This window comes from Streptomyces sp. CB02058, assembly GCF_001905505.1.
Lineage (GTDB): Bacteria > Actinomycetota > Actinomycetes > Streptomycetales > Streptomycetaceae > Streptomyces.
This window is the reverse complement of the sequence record NZ_LIPG01000008.1, coordinates 1-19,340: the sequence shown is the minus strand read 5'-3', so window position 1 is coordinate 19,340 and position 19,340 is coordinate 1. Positions and strand designations below refer to the sequence as shown.

The window sequence follows — 19,340 nt, the reverse complement described above, 5'->3', positions numbered from 1 at the left end:
GACCGCGATGGCCTGGGGGCCGCACCCTGAACGCAGGGCGCGGCCCCCAGGCCATCGGCGTCCACGGGCGCTCCGGATCCCGCCCGTCAACCGCTCGGCGCGGGGCGCACATCCGTACCGTTAGTGTGGGGCCCCGTCCGAGAGACGCGCCAACGCCCCGCCGGGGCGCGCGTGTACACCGATGCAGCCCCCGGGGGGGACCCCCTCCGGACCCGGCCGGAGGGCCCGTACCCCGATGTCCGTGCACAGCCACTCGGCGGCGCCGAACGCGGCCGCCGCCGCCCCAGAGTTCCCCCGGCACGTCGTCACCGCCGTGCTCGTCTCCCACGACGGCGCACGCTGGCTGCCCCGTGTGCTGGCCGGGCTGCTCGGGCAGGAACGCCCCGTACAGAACGTCGTCGCTGCCGACACCGGCAGCGCCGACGACTCCGCCCGCCTGGTCACCGAGTCGCTCGGCGGAGAGCGCGTCCTGCACCTGGCACGGCGTACGAGCTTCGGCACCGCCGTCGACGAGGCGGTCCGCACGGCCGGAGTCCTCACCCCCGACGACCTGCCGTACCTGAAGCGCCCCAGCGGCTGGGACCCCGTCACCCGCAGCTGGCGTGACGACGCGTACGACATGCCGGAGCTTCCGCACGGCGACCCCGTGCAGTGGCTCTGGCTGCTGCACGACGACAGCGCCCCCGAGCCGGACGCGCTCGCCGAGATGCTGCGCGTCGTCGACAACGACAAGCACGCCGCGATCGTCGGACCCAAGCTGCGCGGCTGGTACGACCGCAAGCAGCTCCTGGAGGTCGGCGTCTCCATCGCCAACAGCGGGCGCCGCTGGACCGGCCTGGACCGCCGCGAACAGGACCAGGGCCAGCACGACCAGGTCCGTACCGTGCTCTCCGTGTCCTCCGCGGGCATGCTGGTGCGCCGTGACGTCTGGGAGGAGCTCGGCGGCTTCGACCGCAGGCTCCCGCTGATGCGTGACGACGTCGACCTCTGCTGGCGCGCGCACATGGCCGGCCACCGGGTGCTCGTCGCCCCGGACGCGATCCTGCGGCATGCCGAGGCCTCCGCGAGGGAACGCCGTCCCATCGACTGCGCCGGACGCTCCGTCGCGAGCCCGCACCGCGTCGACAAGGCGGGCGCCGTCTACACGATGCTCGTCAACGCCCGGGGCAAGCAGCTGCCGTGGGCGCTGCTCCGCCTCGTCGTCGGCACCTTCCTGCGCACCCTCGCCTATCTCGTCGGCAAGGTGCCGGGGCAGGCGCTGGACGAGGTCGCCGGGCTCTTCGGCACCCTGCTGCGCCCCGGGCGGATCTTCGCCGCGCGCCGTGCGCGCGGCAAGGGAGCGGTGGACGCGGCCGAACTGCGGGCCCTGTTCCCGCCGCCCGGTGCCACCGTCCGGGCCACCGTCGAGCAGATCGCGGGCAACTTCGGCAGCCGCACCGACTCCGACTCCGGAGGCTCGCGCCACGGGGTGGTCGAGTCCGGCCCCGGTGGTGACGACGCCGACTTCCTGGAGATCGAACAGTTCGCGCGGCTGAAGAAGCTCGGCCGGAAGCCCGGCCCCGTGCTCTTCGCCCTCCTCCTGCTCGTCTCGCTGGTCGCCTGCCGGGGCCTCCTCGGCAGCGGCGCCCTCGCGGGCGGAGCCCTGCTGCCCGCCCCCGCCGATGTCTCCGACCTCTGGTCGCGCTACGCGGGCGGATGGCACCCCGTGGGGACCGGCGGAACCCAGACCGCGCCGCCCTACCTCGGCGTGATCGCCGCGCTGTCGGCCCTGTTCCTCGGCTCCACCGGCTTCGCACTCACCCTCCTGCTCGTCTGCTCGGTCCCGCTCGCCGGACTCACCGCGTACTTCGCCTCCCGGCCGCTGATCGAGTCCCGGCTCCTGAGGGCCTGGGCGAGCATCGCGTACGCCTTCCTCCCCGCCGCGACCGGCGCACTGGCCACCGGGCGCCTCGGTACGGCCGTGCTCGCCGTCCTGCTCCCGCTGATCGCCCGCGCGGCCGTCGCGGCGCACGGGCTGCGCGGCGACGGCTCCACCGCACGCGGCAGCTGGCGGGCCACCTGGGCGTACACCCTGCTGCTCACCTTCACGACGGCCTTCACACCGATCGTGTGGCCGCTCGCGGTGGTCCTCGGCATCGGGGTGCTCGTGCTCCGCCGCAACGACATCACCGCGTACGGGCTGCGCTTCCTGGCCACGGCGGGCACCCCGCTGCTGGTCCTCGCGCCCTGGTCGCTCTCGCTGCTGACCAGTCCGTCCGGCTTCCTCGAGGAGGCCGGGCTCGACCTCGGCACGGGTACGGCGTCCGCCCTGGACCTGCTCGGCATCAGTCCCGGCGGCCCCAAGGCGGCCGGCGGCATCCTGCTGCTGGGCATCGTGCTCGCGGCGCTGGCCGCGCTGCTGCGCGGGGAGCGGCAGTTCGCGATCCGTACCGCCTGGGCCGTCGTGCTGACCGCGCTCGTCTTCGCCGCCGTCTCCAACGGCTCCACCTGGGCCGGGCCCGCGACCCTCGTCTACGGGATCGCGCTGCTCGCCGCGGCGCTGCTCGGTGCGGACGGAGCCCGGGTGCGGGTCGCCGCGCTGAGCTTCGGGTGGCGCCAGCCGGTCGCCGCGCTGATCGCCCTGGCCGCCGGGATCGCACCCGTGCTCGCCGCGGTGGGCTGGATGATCGGCGGCGCCACCGGGCCGCTGGAGCGCCGCGACCCCGTGCAGGTGCCGGCCTTCGTCGCGGAGGAGAGCGCCACCCGCGACCAGCCGCGGACCCTGGTCCTCGGCGGCACGTCGGAGGCGGCCGTCTCCTACAGCCTGGTCCGCGGCTCCGGCGCGCGCCTCGGTGACGCCGAGCTCACCGAGGCGGGCGGCAGCAACTCCCACCTCGACAAGGTCGTCGCCAACCTGGTCGCGGGCTCCGGCGCCGACCAGGGCAGCCAGCTGAGCGGCTTCGCGATCCGCTACGTCCTCGTACGGGACGGGGCGCCCCGGCAGATGAGCCGCGTGCTGGACTCGACGCCCGGTCTGAGCCGGCTCAGCCAGCTCGACGGCAGCGCCCTGTGGCGCGTCGACCGCCAGGCCTCCCGCCTCACGATCGTCCCCTCCGGCGAGGGCGCCGAGCCCGTGCCGGTGGGCTCGCTCCCCGTGGAGGCGCACACCAAGATCCCCGAGGGCGACGCCGGCCGGGTGCTGCGGATCGCCGACACGGCCGACCCGGGCTGGACGGCCACGCTCGACGGCGTGGCGCTGACCCCCAAGACCGTGGACGGCTGGGCCCAGGGCTTCGCGCTCCCCGCGGGCGGCGGAACGCTCGACCTCACCTACGACACCCCGGTCGCGCACACCGCCTGGGTCTGGACGCAGGTGGCGCTCGGTGTCGTCCTGGTGGTCCTGGCCCTGCCGGGCCGCCGCCGGGAGATCGACGACGACCTGCCCGAGGAGACCGAGTCCGTACCGGCCGAGCCGGTCGCCGGCGAGGGACGCAGGGCGCGCAGGCTGCGCGCGGCCGCCCAGGCCGAGGCGGCGGGGAGCGAGGACGAGCCCGGCGCGGCGAACGCCCAGGCCCTCCACGCCGACGCGGCGCCCGACACCGGGGAGCAGTACATCCCGGCCCAGCAGACCGCCGATCCGTATGCGGCGGTCCCTGGTGATCAGGACGGTACGGGTACGTACGCGGTGGTGCCCGGGGACCAGGACGGTACGGGCACGTACGCGGCGATCCCCGGGGACCAGGACGGCACCGGCACCTACGCGGCGGTCCCGCAGCAGAACGCGTACGGGGAGTGGGACGCGCAGCAGCAGTACCAGGGCGCCGACTACGGCCAGTACCAGACCGGGCAGGACGCCGGCCAGTACTACCAGGCCGATCCCTACCAGCAGGACCCGTACCAGCAGCAGGGCGCCTACGACCCGTACGGCTACGCCCAGCAGCAGCCCTACGCCACGGGTGCGGGCGAGGCCCCGTACGACGGGCACGACGAGAACGCAGCCCCGGGCCAGAACCCGTGGCAGACCGGCAACGGCAACGGCAACGGCAACGCATCGCGAGGCGAGTCCGAGTGAAGTCCACCCCCCTGTCCCTCATCGCGGGCACCGTCGCCCTTGCCGCGGTCACCGGCTTCGCCGCGCTCACCGCGCCCGGCGACGCGGGCGAACCGGAGGCGAAGGCCGCGGCCCGGCTTCCCGTCGAGCGCACCAGCCTGCTCTGCCCCGCGCCCAGCACCTCCGACGTGGCGGAGACGGCGTACACCTCCTTCACCCCTGCCGGGGAGAGCGGGGGAGAAGCCGGAGCGGCCGAGCTGAAGCCGGCCGAGCCGCTCCCCGTCGACGAGGACGCACCGGCCGACGAGGACGCCGACAAGGAAGCGGACAAGGCGAAGGACGACGAGGCCGAGGACAAGGCGGCGGACAGCAAGCCCGTCATCTCCCTCAAGGAACCCGGCAAGCCGTCCACCGCCGACACGGACAAGTCCGACGCCCCCGCGCTGATCGGCACCGCCACCGGCAGGCTGGCCCCCGGCTGGGCCGCCCAGCAGACCACCACGGCCGCCGCCGGCGGTGCCCGCGGGCTGCTCGGCGTCAGCTGCACCGCGCCCGACACGGACTTCTGGTTCCCGGGCGCGAGCACCTCCGCGAAGCGTCAGGACTACGTCCACCTGACCAACCCCGACGACACCGCCGCCGTCGCCGACATCGAGCTGTACGGCGCCGACGGCGCCCTCAAGTCCGATGTCGCGGAGGGCATCACGGTCCCGGCCAGGTCGAGCGTCCCGATGCTGATCTCGACGCTGACCGGCGAGGCCGCCGAGAACGTGACCGTCCATGTCACCACCCGGTCGGGGCGCGTCGGCGCGGTCCTCAGCGCCGCCGAGGACGAGGTGGGCAGCGACTGGCTGGCCGCTTCGGCCGACCCGGCGGACACCCTGGTGCTGCCCGGCATCCCGGCGGACGCCACCGACGTACGCCTGGTCGCCTTCGCGCCGGGCGAGGACGACGCCGATGTGAAGGTCCAGCTCATGGGGAAGAACGCGACGTTCGCACCCGCCGGGAACGACACCCTGCACATCAAGTCGCAGATGACCGCGAGCGTCGACCTCAAGGACGTCACACGCGGCGAGCCCGGCTCGATCCGGCTCTCGCCCGCCGACGGCAGCAGGACCCCCGTCGTCGCCGCGCTGCGCGTGGTGCGCGGCACCGGCGCCAAGCAGGAGATCGCGTTCATCCCGGCGACCGAGCCGGTGGGAGACCGGGCGAGCGTCGCCGACAACCGGGCGAAGGGCTCCGTGCTCTCCCTGACCGCTCCGGGCGAAACGGCGAAGGTCAAGGTGACGGCCTCGGCCGGCAGCGAGGGCGGCGAGGCGACCGTCAAGACGTACACGGTCAAGGGCGGTACGACGCTGGACGTCACCCCCGAGGCCCCGTCAGGGCTCAAGGGGAGCTACGCGCTGACGGTGGAGACCGAGTCGGGCGGGCCGGTGCACGCCGCCCGCACGCTCACGCTCACCCAGGGCGGGGTCGACATGTTCACCGTGCAGACCCTTCCGGACGACGGCGGCACGGTCGAGGTGCCCACGGCCGAGCAGGACCTGTCCGTCCTGGACGACTGAGGCCCGCGCGCTTCGGGCGTGTCCGGCGCGCCGGGGGTGGGCCGGACACGCCCCAGGTGGGTCAGTCCTGCCCGTAGCGCGGGTCGACCGACTCGGGGGAGAGGCCGAGGAGCTCCGCGACCTGCTCCACCACGACCTCGTGCACCAGCAGGGCGCGCTCGTCGCGGCTCTTGGTGCGGATCTCGACGGGGCGCCGGTAGATCACGATCTGCGCCGGCTGGCCCTTGACGGCGGACAGCGCGCGCCCGAGCGGCACGGTGTCCTCCAGCGATCCCGGCACGTCGAGGACCAGGAAGTCGACATCCGTCAGCTGAGGCCAGCGCCGCTCCAGCCGCTCCACCGAGTCCTGCACGAGGTCGCGGAAGCTCTCGGCCCTGCTGACCGACAGCGGCACCTGGGGCGGCGCGACCGGTCCACGCATTCCGCGGCCGTGACGGTCGCGGCGGCGGGGCCGCGGCTCGGACGAAGGGGGCGGTACGGGACTGTCCATCACCGACGCAGCGTAACCCTCCTCCGGCCCGGGCGATCACGGCTTCCGCCGCCGGTCGGCCCGATGTCCACAGATGAACATTCCGGCCAGGATCGCGTGCGAATCCGGCCCTTGCTCCGATCGCTGACCCTCCGTCGGACGACCGCTCATGTTCCTCCCGACGGCCGCGAAGGAGCCCGCGCACACCCGCGCGCATCACCTGCCGCGCAGGTCGGAACGGGTGCGCCGGGGCCCGCCGGGGCACGTGTCGCGGGGCGACACGTGGGGGTGAGCTGAGGGAGAGTCGTCGCAGCCCGCTCAAGAGTGCGGTACCGTCCAACATCGTGAGCCCTGTACGTCGCTGTTCGCGAACCGCGTGCGGCCGTCCCGCCGTCGCGACACTGACGTACGTCTATGCCGACTCGACCGCGGTCCTCGGCCCGCTCGCCACCTATGCCGAGCCCCACTGCTACGACCTCTGCGCCGAGCACGGCGAGCGGCTCACCGCGCCGCGCGGCTGGGAAGTCGTCCGGCTCTCCGATCCCTCGGCCCCCACGCGCCCCAGCGGTGACGATCTCGAAGCGCTCGCCAACGCCGTGCGCGAGGCGGCCCGTCCCCAAGACCGCCAGCAGGGCGGACGAGGTCCGCGCGCCGCCGACCCGGTGGAGGTCGCGCGCCGGGGGCATCTGCGGGTGCTGCGCTCGCCGGACTCCTGACGCACCGCGTGCCTGACGGGCCGTGCGCCTGACCGCGCTGTGCCTGACCGGGGGCTGCTGCCCGCCCGACGTATCGCGCTGCCGGCATCCACTCTGCCCCGCCTGCGGCGATCCTGACGCCGTGCGCGTCTGACGGCGCGCTCGAGAAGGCCTTCTGCGCGCACCAGCCGCCCCACGCGTCCCACCGGTCACATATCTGTTCGGAAGAAGTTTTCCGGTACGGAGCATTGACGGCGGCTTGTCGCGGACACGACCATTCCCCCACCCGTGAGAGATCGCTTCCGCATCACGGAATCCGGGGAGGTCTGTGTGTTTGTCCAGCAACTCGAACCCGTAGCCGATTCGCTCGCCCTGTCCGCCCTCGTCGCCTCGCTGCCCCTGGTCACCGTCCTCGTCCTGCTCGGCGCCGTCCGGATGAAGGCCCACCGTGCGGGACTCATCGGCCTCGCCGTCGCCGTCCTCGTCGGCGTGCTGGCGTTCGGGATGCCTCTCGGACAGACCCTCTCCGCGGGGGCCCAGGGCGTCCTCTTCGGGCTCTTCCCCATCATGTGGATCGTCGTCAACGCCCTCTGGGTGTACCGGATGACCGTCCGCACCCAGCACTTCGACATCCTGCGGCGTTCCTTCGGCCGGGTGTCCGACGACCCCCGTATCCAGGCCCTCGTCATCGCCTTCTGTTTCGGCGCGCTCCTGGAGGCGCTGGCCGGCTTCGGCGCGCCCGTGGCGATCTGCTCGGTCATGCTCGTCGCCCTCGGCTTCGACCCGGTGAAGGCCGCCGTCGTCTCCCTGGTCGCCAACACCGCGCCCGTCGCCTTCGGCGCCATGGGCACGCCCGTGGTGACGCTCGCCCAGGTCACCGGGCTGCCGCTGGACGACGTCGCCACGGTCGTCGGCCGCCAGACCCCGCTGCTCGCCCTCGTCGTCCCGCTCATCCTCGTCTTCCTCGTGGACGGCAGGCGCGGGCTGCGGGAGACCTGGCTGCCCGCGCTGGTGTGTGGGGTGGCCTTCGCCGTCGCCCAGTTCGCCGCGTCCAACTTCGTCTCCGCCCAGCTCGCCGACATCGCGGCGGCGCTGGTGGGCGCCGGCGCGCTGATCGCACTCCCCGGCGCACGCAGGCCCGCCGCCGAGCCGGTACGCGCCGCGGTGCTGACCGGCGCACGCAGCGAGGACCTGGACAAGGAGGACCCGCGCCGCGAGGTGGTGCGCGCCTATGCCCCGTACGCCCTGATCATCGTGGTGTTCTCCCTCGCCCAGATACCGCCCGTCAAGGAACTGCTGGCCCGGGCGACGCAGGTGTTCGACTGGCCGTTCCTCGATGTCGCGGCGCCCGACGGCGAACCGGTCGGCGCCAACACGTTCACCCTGCCGCTCCTCGGCACGGGCGGCACGCTCGTCCTGCTCGCGGGCCTGGTCACCGCCGTCGTACTCGGTGTACGGGCCGGCGCGGCGGCGCGGGAGTGGGCGGCCACCGTGCACGAACTGCGGTACGCCATCCTCACCGTGACGTCGGTGCTCGCCCTCGCCTACGTCATGAACCTCTCCGGACAGGCCGCCACCATCGGCCAGTTCGTCGCCGCGGCCGGCGCCGGACTCGCCTTCCTCTCGCCGGTGCTGGGCTGGTTCGGCGTCGCCGTCTCCGGCTCCGACACCTCGGCCAACGCCCTCTTCGGAGCCCTCCAGGTGTCCGCCGCACGGGAGTCCGGCCTCTCCCCGGAGCTCCTCGCCGCCGCCAACAGCTCCGGCGGAGTGCTGGGCAAGATGATCTCCCCGCAGAATCTGACGATCGCCTGCGCGGCCGTCGGGCTCGCCGGACGCGAGGGCGATCTGCTGCGCAAGGTCCTGCCCTGGAGCCTCGGCCTGTTGCTGGTGATGTGTCTCGTCGTGATGGCGCAGAGCACGGCGGTGCTGGGCTGGATGCTCCCCTGACCGCGGGGGCGGGGGCGCCGGGTAGTTTGGGCGGTCCGTAAAGACCCCAGGAGGACCGGCCGTGGTTGCTGACCTGTCGCAGCTCGTGAAGGCGTACGACGTGCGCGGAGTCGTGCCCGACCAGTGGGACGAGCCGCTGGCCGAACTGTTCGGTGCCGCCTTCGTCCAGGTCACCGACGCCTCGGCGATCGTGATCGGCCACGACATGCGGCCGTCCTCGCCCGGTCTGGCCGCAGCCTTCGCCCGCGGCGCGACGGCACGCGGGGCCGACGTGACCCTCATCGGGCTCTGCTCGACGGACCAGCTCTACTACGCGTCCGGGGCGCTGGACCTGCCCGGAGCGATGTTCACGGCCTCGCACAACCCGGCGCGGTACAACGGCATCAAGCTGTGCCGCGCCGGAGCCGCGCCCGTCGGCCAGGACACCGGTCTGACCGAGATCCGCACCCTGGTCGAGCAGTGGTCGGAACACGGCCTCCCCGCCACGGCCGTCACCACCCCGGGCACGCTCACCGAGCGCGACACCCTCGGCGACTACGCCGCCCACCTGCTGGGCCTCGTCGGTCTGGACGGGATCCGGCCGCTCAAGGTCGTCGTGGACGCGGGCAACGGCATGGGTGGCCACACCGTCCCGACCGTCTTCGCGGGGCTCCCGCTCGACCTCGTACCCATGTACTTCGAGCTCGACGGCACCTTCCCCAACCACGAGGCGAACCCCCTCGACCCGAAGAACATCGTCGACCTCCAGGCCCGTGTCCTCGCCGAGGGCGCCGACCTGGGCCTCGCCTTCGACGGCGACGCCGACCGCTGTTTCGTGGTCGACGAACGCGGAGAGGGCGTGTCGCCGTCCGCGATCACGGCCCTGGTCGCGGCCCGGGAGCTCGCCCGCAACGGCGGCAAGGGCACCGTCATCCACAACCTGATCACCTCCTGGTCGGTCCCGGAGGTCGTCCGCGAGAACGGCGGCACCCCCGTCCGTACCCGTGTCGGCCACTCCTTCATCAAGGCCGAGATGGCCGAGCACGGTGCGATCTTCGGCGGCGAGCACTCCGCGCACTACTACTTCCGCGACTTCTGGAACGCGGATACGGGCATGCTCGCCGCCCTGCACGTCCTGGCCGCGCTCGGCGGACAGGAGGGCCCTCTCTCCGGGCTCCTCGACAGCTACGACCGCTACGCCGGCTCCGGCGAGATCAACTCCACGGTGACCGACCAGGCCGGCAAGCTGGCGGAGATCAGGGCGGAGTACGCGAGCCGCGACGGTGTGCGGTTCGACGAGCTCGACGGGCTCACGGTGAGCGGCGAGGACTGGTGGTTCAACCTCCGCCCGTCCAACACGGAGCCGCTGCTGCGCCTGAACGTCGAGGCCCGGGAGAAGAAGACGATGACGGCCGTACGCGACGAGGTCCTGGCTCTCGTACGAGCGTGAGGCGGGCTGCTCCCTGCGGGGGCGGTCCTCGTGCCTGCCGGGGCTCCCGTGCCGAAGGCGCTCCTGTGTCCGTCCCTCGCTCCCGTGCGGAAGGCGCTCCACGCTCCTGGTGTCCGTCGCTCGCCCCGTACGCCTGGCGGCCCGTGTGTCCGTGCCGCTCCTGCGCGCTCGACGGTGTGTGCGTCCGGCTCCTGTGCGGTGTGAGGTCCGTGCCCGTGCGGCCCTCGCACGGGCACGGACCTCGTGTGCGCCCGGCTCCCGTACGCCGTGCGGCTCTCGTGCCCGTCCCGCCGCTGCCCGTGTCCGTCCGTGCGCGCCGCCGCGCCGTGCCGACGCATGCCCCGTCGCTCATGGCCTGCCGGGCCGCGACGCCGTCGGCCCGGCGGTAGGCTGACCACGCTCCAAGCTCCGCGGACCCCACACCGGGCCCGGACCAGATCCGCACCGCTCGCCCGAAGGGACCCACCCCATGCCGCTCGAAGCCGGCCTCCTGGAGATCCTCGCCTGCCCGGCCTGTCACGCCGGGCTCGACGACAGGTCGGCGGCCGAGAGCCCCGAGCTGGTCTGCACCGGCGCGGACTGCGGTCTCGCCTACCCGGTACGGGACGGCATCCCGGTCCTGCTGGTCGACGAGGCCCGCCGCCCCGCGTAACCCGCACCCTGATCAGCACGGTGATCGGAGGCCCAAAGCCATGCTCGACGAGTCGTTGCTCGACGCACCGGAAGCCCTGGCCAGAGCCGACAGGCGAGGTCTGCTCCGCGGAGCCGCCGAGGCCGGGGCCCGTGTGCGGACCGCCGCCCGGCACGCAGCCGAGGCGGGGATCGGTGCCCTGGCCCCCGAGGGCAGACCACGCGCCGTCCTCGTCGCGGGGCCCGGTACCGCCGCGTCCGGCGTCGCCGACCTGATCGGCGCCCTCGCGGGCGCCGCCGCACCCGTCACCTCCATCCGGCCCACCGGGGTCGCGCCTGCGGGCGGAGCACTGCGCTGGACGCTGCCGGGCTGGGCCGGATCCGTGGATCTGCTGCTCATCGCCACGGCGGACGGTTCGGAACCCGGCCTCGCGCTGCTCGCCGAGCAGGCGTACCGCCGAGGCTGCACGGTCGTCGCCGTCGCCCCCGTCCGCTCCCCGCTGCGCGAGGCGGTCGACGGGGTCCACGGAATCGTCGTCCCCATGGCAGCGGCCCCGCACGGGGAGTACGACGCCGAGACCTCGGCCGCCGGCCCCGGCACGCTCTGGGCGCTGCTCACCCCGCTCCTCGCGCTGCTGGACCGGGTGGGCCTGATCGACGCGCCCCCGGAGGCGCTGCAGAAGGCCGCCGACCGTCTCGACCGCACCGCGGAGCGCTGCGGACCGGCCATCGCCACGTACAGCAACCCCGCCAAGACCCTCGCGGCGGAACTCGCCGACAGCCTGCCGCTCGTCTGGACGGAGGGCGACGCCGCCGGACCCGTCGGGCGCCGCTTCGCCGCGGTCCTGGCCGAGCTCGCCGGGCGGCCCGCCCTCGTGGCCGAGCTGCCGGAGGCGCTGCCCTCCCACGGAGGGCTGCTCGCGGGAGCGTTCGCGGCGGGGGCCGACCCCGACGACTTCTTCCGGGACCGGGTGGACGAACCCGAGGCCATGCGGGCCCGCGTCGTCCTCCTCCGCGACCGGCCCACCGGCGGCCTCACCGCCGCACCGGCCGCCCGTGAGCTCGCCCTGAGCCACGACACGGCGATCAGCGAGCTCGAACCCGAGGAGGGCACCGCCCTCGAGACCCTCGCCGAGCTGCTCGCCGTCACCGACTTCGCCGCCGTCTACGCCTCACTGGCCTCCGACAACAGGGCCTGACGGCCCGCCCCTTCCCTGGCGCCACCGCCCCCGCGTACCCACGAGGACGAATCTCCATGGACCGACTGTCCAACACCGTGCGCCCCTACGCCTGGGGGTCCACCACGGCCATACCCGAGCTGCTCGGCACGGACCCGACCGGTGAACCGCAGGCCGAGATGTGGATGGGCGCCCACCCGGGAGCCCCGTCCCGCATCACCCGTCCCGGAGACACGGACCCGGGCTCCGGTTCCGGCACGGGTCGCTCCGTTTCGGACCACTCCGGCGCGGGTCCGGACCACTCCGGCGCGGGCGGGCGGTCGCTCGCGGACGTCATCGCGGCCGATCCGGAACGCGAACTGGGCCCCGCGGCCGTCGCCGCCTTCGGCCCCCGCCTTCCCTTCCTGCTCAAGCTGCTCGCGGCGGGCGCCCCGCTCTCCCTCCAGGTCCACCCCGACCTCGCGCAGGCCCAGCACGGATACGCCGACGAGGAGCGCCGGGGCATCCCCGTCGACGCACCGCACCGCACGTACAAGGACGCCAACCACAAGCCCGAGCTCATCTGCGCGCTCACCCCCTTCGAAGGGCTGTGCGGTTTCCGCAGGCCCGCCGAGGCCGCCGATCTGCTGGCGGCCCTGGGCGTCGACTCCCTCAAGCCCTATGTGGACCTGCTCCGCGCCCGGCCGGAGGACGCGGCCCTGCGCGAGGTCCTCACGGCGATCCTCGGCGCGGACCCGGACGAGATGTCCCGTACGGTCGCCGAGGCGGCCGAGGCCGCGGACCGGCTCGGCGGCGACCACGCCCCGTACGCCCAGATCGCGCACCACTACCCGGGCGACCCGGGTGTCATCGCGGCCATGCTGCTGAACCACGTACAACTCCAGCCGGGCGAGGCCATGTTCCTCGGCGCGGGCGTGCCCCACGCCTACCTCGGCGGTCTGGGCGTCGAGATCATGGCCAACTCCGACAACGTCCTGCGGTGCGGCCTGACCCCGAAGCACATCGACGTACCCGAACTGCTGCGCATCGTGCGCTTCGAGGCCACCGAACCCGGCATCCTGCGCCCCGAGGCCGCACCTTCGGGCGAGGAGCTGTACGAGACGCCGGTCGACGAGTTCCGGCTCTCCCGCTACGTCCTGCCGGACGGCGGCGCCCCCGTCGACCTCACCGCGGCCACCCCGCAGATCCTGCTCTGCACGGCGGGCGCCCCGCGCGCCGGTGAGATCGCGCTCGGCCCCGGCGAATCGGTGTTCGTGCCGGCGGACGAAACGGTCGAAGTGTCAGGTAGCGGAACCCTCTTCAGGGCGACCGTGGCAGTCTGACGTACCGTCCGCGTCAGCGGCTGCAACAATGTCCGGCCGTAGCGCGGCGCCAGTGCCGCAGCACCGAGGAAGGGACACCACGCACCCATGAGCGCGTCAGGCGGAACCAAGGCGATCGTGGCGGCACTCGCCGCCAACCTCGCGATCGCAGTGGCCAAATTCGTGGCGTTCCTCTTCAGTGGCTCGTCATCGATGCTGGCTGAGAGCGTTCACTCACTGGCGGACTCGGGCAACCAGGGACTCCTGCTGGTCGGCGGCAAGAAGGCCCAGCGGGAGGCCACCCCGCAGCACCCCTTCGGCTACGGGCGCGAGCGCTACATCTACGCCTTCCTCGTCTCCATCGTGCTGTTCTCGGTCGGTGGCATGTTCGCGATCTACGAGGGCTACGAGAAGATCAAGCACCCGCACGAGATCGAGCACTGGTACTGGCCGGTCGGTGTGCTGGTCTTCGCGATCATCGCCGAGGGCTTCTCCTTCCGTACGGCCATCGTGGAGTCCAACCTGACCCGCGGAAAGCTGTCGTGGACGCAGTTCGTCCGCCGCGCCAAGGCGCCCGAGCTCCCGGTCGTCCTCCTCGAGGACCTCGGCGCGCTCGTCGGCCTCATCCTGGCCCTCGGCGGTGTCGGCCTGGCACTGGCCACCGGCGACGGCGTCTGGGACGGCATCGGCACCCTCTGCATCGGCATCCTGCTGATCGCCATCGCGATCGTCCTCGCCGCCGAGACCAAGTCGCTGCTGCTCGGTGAGTCGGCCGGCGTCGAGGACGTCGAGAAGATCCAGGCGTCGGTGGTCGACGGCGACACCGTCACCCGCGTCATCCACATGCGCACCCTCCACCTCGGTCCGGAAGAGCTGCTGGTGGCGGCCAAGATCGCGGTGCGCGCCGAGGAGTCGGCGGCCGAGGTCGCCGAGGCGATCAACGCCGCCGAGACCCGGATCCGCGAGGCGGTCCCGATCGCCCGGGTCATCTACCTGGAGCCCGACATCTACGACGAGGCGGCAGCCGCGGCGGGCACCAACCCGGGCAAGGAAGCCGGTGGCCCGGAGTCTCCCGACGCACCGGCGGGATCCGGCCACTGACCTGCTGAGGACCAGCCCTGAACGGCCCCGTGACCCACACCGTCTGCCTGGCGGGCTGGGGCTCACTGGGCCGTTCGGTGTAGATTCGGGGAAGTACCAGACGTCGCTGCTGATGGCGGTCGATCGGTTCGCGGAAGCGGGCCGGCCGAGGGAGAGAGGGCCTCCGACGGACTGCACTGCGGATCACCCGGGCATTCGTATGCCCGTGCGCGCCGCAGAGCCAGCCAGCCCACCCTCGACCCATCACGAGGAGCAGCCCGTTATGACGACGGCCGCCAATCGCCAGGACTTCAAGGTCGCAGACCTCTCCCTCGCCGCCTTCGGCCGCAAGGAGATCACCCTCGCCGAGCACGAGATGCCCGGCCTGATGTCGATCCGCAAGGAGTACGCCGCCGCGCAGCCGCTGGCCGGCGCACGGATCACCGGCTCCCTGCACATGACCGTGCAGACCGCGGTGCTCATCGAGACCCTCGTCGCCCTGGGCGCCGAGGTCCGCTGGGCCTCCTGCAACATCTTCTCCACCCAGGACCACGCCGCCGCCGCCATCGCGGTCGGCCCGAACGGCACCCCGGACGCCCCCGCCGGCGTCCCGGTCTTCGCCTGGAAGGGCGAGAGCCTGGAGGAGTACTGGTGGTGCACCGAGCAGGCGCTGACCTGGCCGAACACCCCCACCGGCGGCCCGAACATGATCCTCGACGACGGTGGTGACGCCACCCTCCTCGTCCACAAGGGCGTCGAGTTCGAGAAGGCCGGTTCGGCCCCGGACCCGTCGACCGCGGACAGCGAGGAATTCGCCCACATCCTCACCCTGCTGAACCGCACCCTCGGCGAGTCCCCGCAGAAGTGGACCCAGCTGGCGTCCGAGATCCGGGGCGTGACCGAGGAGACCACGACCGGTGTGCACCGGCTGTACGAGATGCACCGTGAGGGCACCCTCCTGTTCCCGGCGATCAACGTCAACGACGCGGTCACCAAGTCGAAGTTCGACAACAAGTACGGCTGCCGCCACTCGCTGATCGACGGCATCAACCGCGCCACCGACGTCCTGATCGGCGGCAAGACCGCCGTCGTCTGCGGCTACGGCGACGTGGGCAAGGGCTGCGCGGAGTCCCTCCGCGGCCAGGGCGCCCGGGTGATCATCACGGAGATCGACCCGATCTGCGCCCTGCAGGCCGCGATGGACGGCTACCAGGTCGCGACGCTCGACGACGTGGTGGAGACCGCGGACATCTTCGTCACGACGACGGGCAACAAGGACATCATCATGGCCGGTGACATGGCCCGGATGAAGCACCAGGCCATCGTCGGGAACATCGGCCACTTCGACAACGAGATCGACATGGCCGGCCTGGCGAAGATCGACGGCATCGTCAAGGACGAGGTCAAGCCGCAGGTCCACACCTGGACGTTCTCGGACGGCAAGGTCCTGATCGTCCTCTCCGAGGGCCGTCTGCTGAACCTCGGCAACGCCACGGGTCACCCCTCGTTCGTCATGTCCAACTCGTTCGCGGACCAGACCCTGGCCCAGATCGAGCTGTTCACGAAGCCCGAGGCGTACCCGACCGACGTCTACGTGCTGCCGAAGCACCTGGACGAGAAGGTCGCCCGTCTCCACCTCGACGCGCTGGGCGTGAAGCTGACGACCCTCCGCCCCGAGCAGGCGGACTACATCGGTGTCCCGGTCGAGGGCCCGTACAAGTCCGAGCTCTACCGCTACTGATCCGGCCGTCGGCCGACGGCCGGATCAGTTCTCAGCAGCAGGTCCGAGCGCAGGCCCCCGCACCCCCGTGCCGGGGGCCTGCCCCGTACCGCACCCGCACGACCCGAGGAACCCGAAGGACCCCATGCCCCGCGGCCGTTATTCGCTCCACGATCTCCACGACCACACCCCCCTCGGCGAAGAACACTTCCACTGCGCGCCCGGCCCCTCGGGCTGGCGCTATGTCTCCCAGAGCACGGACCCCTCGGGCGCCCACCTGGGATCCGTCGATCTGGCCCTGGACGAACTCGGCCGCCCCATCCGCCTCGAACTGCACGCCGCGAGCTGGCAGATCCGCGGCGCCGCCCTCGACGGGGTCACCTGGGTACGGACCGATCCGACCGGCACCCATGCCACCGAAGGCAATGTCCGTGCCCATGCCTTTTCCGGCACATCCCCCGCTTTTCTCGTCGCCGTGTCCCGGCTCCTGCGCCTCACCCCCGATTCCCCCGCGACCCGCGTCCGTCTGGTCACCTTCACGGACCCGGTCCTCGCCCCCCGCACCGTCGACCAGTCCTGGTCCCTGCTGAACAGTGAAGCGCACGCCACTGACAACGGGCCCCTGACCGTGGACGAATATCAGGTCAACGCGCTGGACACGGGGGATCAGCACACCGTCCACATCGCCGGGGACGTGGTGCTGGCAGCCCCGGGCATCGAACTCGAACACCTCGAATCCCCGCCTTCGGACATGTCCCGCGCCGAAGGCTAGACACACCGAGGGCCCAGGAACGCCGAGGACCAGGAACGAGGCCCCGCGTGGGGCTCTGCCGAGAGTTCCGGGCCCGGCGCGGAAGGACGGGCTCCGGGCGGGGGAGTGTTCGGGCGGGCAGGACTTCCGGAGGCGGGAGGTCAGGCGGGCGGGGCGAAGCCGGTCGGGGACGGCCGCACCTCGTCCGTCTCCCCGGCCGGGAACTCCAGCGGAACGGGTGACGGCCCGCTCCCGTACATGGGTGCGGGCGTGCCGTTCAACGGCACCTGCATCGGATAGGGCACCTGCGTCGCAAGAGGGCCCGGAACTTGAAGCGGCGCCTGCACCTGGAGGGACGGGGGCAGCTGAGCGCCGCGGCTCGCAGCAGCGGAGACCCGCCGCACATCCCGTGTCTGCCGCTCGTTCACCACAGCCGCCAGATACGCGGCCGACGGCACGCCCTGCGGTACCGGAACACCCGTATGCGCGGCCAGATCCGCGGACAGCTGTTCGGCCATCGACCAGCGCACCGCGGCGTCGAGCTGGTTCATCCGCGTCAGGTACTGCCTCACCGCCAGCCAGAGACCGTCCGGCACGCCCGACAGGTCCAGCTGAGCGAAACGCCCCACGAGCCAGGGCGGCGGCGGGGGCACGGCGAGTGTCCGTCCGGCGCGCACCCGCTCACGTACGACGAGGGTTCCCGCGAAGACATCACCGAGCCGGCGCCCCCGGGCGGACACCAGCGAGGAGACGCAGGCCACGACACCGAACGTGCCGAGAATCTCGACCACGCCCATCGACCCCCTCACCAGCGCGTGCCGGAAACGGATCGGCCCGCCGTCGTCCCGCACCACCCGAAGACCGCAGGCGAGCTTTCCCAGCGAACGGCCGTGGGTGAGGGTCTCGACCGCGATCGGCCCGCCCACCAGCACCAGTAGGAAAGCAGCGACGGCGATCGCGGCGGACGCGGCCTCATCGAGCGTCACCGTCGCGACGGCCAGACCTATGGACAGCACAACGAAAACGGTCAGAACCACCACGAGATCGATGGCGATCGCCAACGCCCGGCTGGGCAGCCTCGCAGGCTGCAGTCCCAATACGACCGCGTCTCCGGTCACGAGCTCATTCATCGCCACCCACCCCTCGCCGCCCTTCCCTGCCCCTCGGGCCCACAGTCTGCCAAGCTGACCCGCAGCGCGCCGCCGTAGTACGGACCCGTACGCACCCATGCCTGGAGCAGCAGCCGACCATGGATCTCGACGTCTTCGTGACCACCCACCGCATCGAGTGGGACCGCCTGGACCATCTTCTGCACCAAGGGCGCAGCCTGACAGGTGCGGAGGTGGACGAACTCGTCGTCCTGTACCAGCGGACCGCCACTCACCTGTCCCTGATCCAGTCCAGCGCGCCCGACCCTCTGCTGACCGCGCGCCTCACCCAGCTCGTGGCCCGAGCCCGTTCCACCGTGACCGGGACCCGACGTGCTTCGTGGCGCGATGCCGCACGGTTCCTGACCGCCGGCTTCCCCGCGGCCGTCTACCGCTCGCGGCACTGGTGGATACCCACGGCCGTGCTCTCCGTACTCATGGCGGCTGTCATCGGGTGGTGGATCGGCGCCCACCCGGATGTCCAGGCGGCGATAGCCGCCCCGGAGGACCTGAGGGCCCTCACCCGCCCCGGCGGGGAGTACGAGACGTACTACTCCAGCCACCCGGCCGCGTCCTTCGCCGCGCAGGTGTGGACGAACAATGCCCAGGCCGCGGCCATGTGCCTGGTCCTGGGGGCGTTCCTCTGCGTTCCGGTCATCTGGATCCTCTTCATCAACGTGCTGAACCTCGGCGTGGGCATCGGCCTGATGTCCTCCGCCGGCCGACTGGACACCTTCCTCGGGCTGGTACTGCCGCACGGCCTGCTCGAACTCACCGCCGTGTTCGTCGCGGCGGGTACGGGCCTCCGCCTCGGCTGGACGGTCATCGACCCGGGCCCCCGGACCCGGCGCTCGGCACTGGCCCAGCAAGGGCGCGCCGCGCTGGGTATGGCCATCGGCCTGGCCCTGGTGCTGTTCGTGTCCGGAGTCATCGAAGGCTTCGTCACCCCGTCCGGTCTCCCCACCTGGGCCCGGATCGCCATCGGCATCGCGGCTGAGCTGGCCTTTCTGACCTACGTCTACGTCCTCGGGGGCCGAGCGGCTCGCGCCGGGGACACGGGAGACGTCGAGACCGCGGAGCGAAGTGCGGAGCTGCCCTCCGCCGCCTGAGGGGCGATGTGCGTGCGAGGGCGCTGACCTGCTAGTCTCCTCATCGCCCACAAAAACCGTTGACACGGTCCGCGTGGGGAGGTAGATTTTAACGGTTGCAGCGAGCTGGACAAGCTCGGACGCGACAGTTAAAGTTCATCTCGCTCGTGCAGGGGACGAGATTCCCGCAGAGCCGATCGATTCTTCTCTTTCGAGCAAACAAGCCGATTCGCTTCGGCCGAAATGCTTCTGATAAAGTCGAGTCAGCCGAAAGGCAAAGGCCACTCCACAGGCCGCCGGAATCAAATT

At 72.3% G+C, this 19,340-nt stretch carries 14 protein-coding genes; 12 read left to right on the top strand and 2 right to left on the bottom strand.

Annotation, left to right across the window (positions count from 1 at the left end; all coding sequences use genetic code 11):
* Positions 1 to 235 precede the first annotated feature (235 nt).
* Both AMK10_RS33400 and AMK10_RS33395 read left to right on the top strand, forming a co-directional pair.
* Positions 236 to 4,051 carry a glycosyltransferase family 2 protein gene (locus AMK10_RS33400; protein ID WP_073752997.1) on the top strand — a complete coding sequence of 1,272 codons (3,816 nt, stop codon included), beginning with the start codon at positions 236 to 238 and terminating at the stop codon, positions 4,049 to 4,051.
* The gene (locus tag AMK10_RS33395; RefSeq protein ID WP_073752995.1) at positions 4,048 to 5,595 is read left to right on the top strand and encodes a DUF5719 family protein; all 1,548 of its coding nucleotides are present in this window, start codon (positions 4,048 to 4,050) and stop codon (positions 5,593 to 5,595) included. Before AMK10_RS33400 ends, AMK10_RS33395 begins: the two co-directional genes overlap by 4 nt.
* Positions 5,596 to 5,656: 61 nt before the next feature.
* On the opposite strand, the gene AMK10_RS33390 is transcribed toward AMK10_RS33395, so the two are convergent.
* Positions 5,657 to 6,085 carry a metallopeptidase family protein gene (locus tag AMK10_RS33390; RefSeq protein ID WP_073752993.1) on the bottom strand — a complete coding sequence of 143 codons (429 nt, stop codon included), beginning with the start codon at positions 6,083 to 6,085 and terminating at the stop codon, positions 5,657 to 5,659.
* A gap of 323 nt (positions 6,086 to 6,408) precedes the next feature.
* Here AMK10_RS33390 and AMK10_RS33385 point away from each other — a divergent pair, with 323 nt between their 5' ends.
* The 9 genes from AMK10_RS33385 (at position 6,409) to AMK10_RS33345 (ending at position 16,816) form a co-directional block, all read left to right on the top strand.
* Positions 6,409 to 6,780 (top strand): DUF3499 domain-containing protein, encoded by a 372-nt coding sequence (locus AMK10_RS33385; protein WP_053929176.1) that lies wholly within the window; start codon positions 6,409 to 6,411, stop codon positions 6,778 to 6,780.
* A gap of 309 nt (positions 6,781 to 7,089) precedes the next feature.
* Positions 7,090 to 8,706, top strand: coding sequence for an L-lactate permease (locus AMK10_RS33380; RefSeq protein ID WP_073752989.1), 1,617 nt, complete (start codon positions 7,090 to 7,092; stop codon positions 8,704 to 8,706).
* Positions 8,707 to 8,767: 61 nt separating this feature from the next.
* The gene (locus AMK10_RS33375) at positions 8,768 to 10,135 is read left to right on the top strand and encodes a phosphomannomutase/phosphoglucomutase (RefSeq protein ID WP_073752987.1); all 1,368 of its coding nucleotides are present in this window, start codon (positions 8,768 to 8,770) and stop codon (positions 10,133 to 10,135) included.
* A 469-nt stretch (positions 10,136 to 10,604) separates the two neighbouring features.
* Positions 10,605 to 10,787, top strand: a complete 183-nt coding sequence (locus AMK10_RS33370) for a Trm112 family protein (protein WP_073752985.1) — start codon at positions 10,605 to 10,607, stop codon at positions 10,785 to 10,787.
* A 40-nt stretch (positions 10,788 to 10,827) separates the two neighbouring features.
* Positions 10,828 to 11,964 (top strand): SIS domain-containing protein, encoded by a 1,137-nt coding sequence (locus tag AMK10_RS33365; RefSeq protein ID WP_073752983.1) that lies wholly within the window; start codon positions 10,828 to 10,830, stop codon positions 11,962 to 11,964.
* A 56-nt stretch (positions 11,965 to 12,020) separates the two neighbouring features.
* The gene (gene manA, locus AMK10_RS33360) at positions 12,021 to 13,265 is read left to right on the top strand and encodes a mannose-6-phosphate isomerase, class I (RefSeq protein WP_073752981.1); all 1,245 of its coding nucleotides are present in this window, start codon (positions 12,021 to 12,023) and stop codon (positions 13,263 to 13,265) included.
* Between the two features lie 87 nt (positions 13,266 to 13,352).
* A complete protein-coding gene (locus AMK10_RS33355) occupies positions 13,353 to 14,345 on the top strand; it encodes a cation diffusion facilitator family transporter (protein ID WP_073752979.1) in 993 nt (330 codons plus the stop codon).
* Positions 14,346 to 14,607: 262 nt separating this feature from the next.
* Positions 14,608 to 16,065: an adenosylhomocysteinase gene (gene ahcY / locus AMK10_RS33350; protein WP_073752977.1), complete on the top strand. Its 1,458-nt coding sequence runs from the start codon at positions 14,608 to 14,610 to the stop codon at positions 16,063 to 16,065.
* 124 nt (positions 16,066 to 16,189) lie between these two features.
* Entirely contained in the window at positions 16,190 to 16,816 is a 627-nt protein-coding gene (locus AMK10_RS33345) for a hypothetical protein (RefSeq protein WP_073752975.1), read from the top strand.
* Between the two features lie 140 nt (positions 16,817 to 16,956).
* Here the strand turns inward: AMK10_RS33345 and AMK10_RS33340 are convergent, their stop codons facing one another.
* A complete protein-coding gene (locus tag AMK10_RS33340; RefSeq protein ID WP_073752973.1) occupies positions 16,957 to 17,925 on the bottom strand; it encodes an RDD family protein in 969 nt (322 codons plus the stop codon).
* Between the two features lie 119 nt (positions 17,926 to 18,044).
* Between AMK10_RS33340 and AMK10_RS33335 the strand changes: the two genes are divergently transcribed.
* Positions 18,045 to 19,052: a stage II sporulation protein M gene (locus tag AMK10_RS33335; RefSeq protein WP_073752971.1), complete on the top strand. Its 1,008-nt coding sequence runs from the start codon at positions 18,045 to 18,047 to the stop codon at positions 19,050 to 19,052.
* Positions 19,053 to 19,340: the final 288 nt, after the last annotated feature.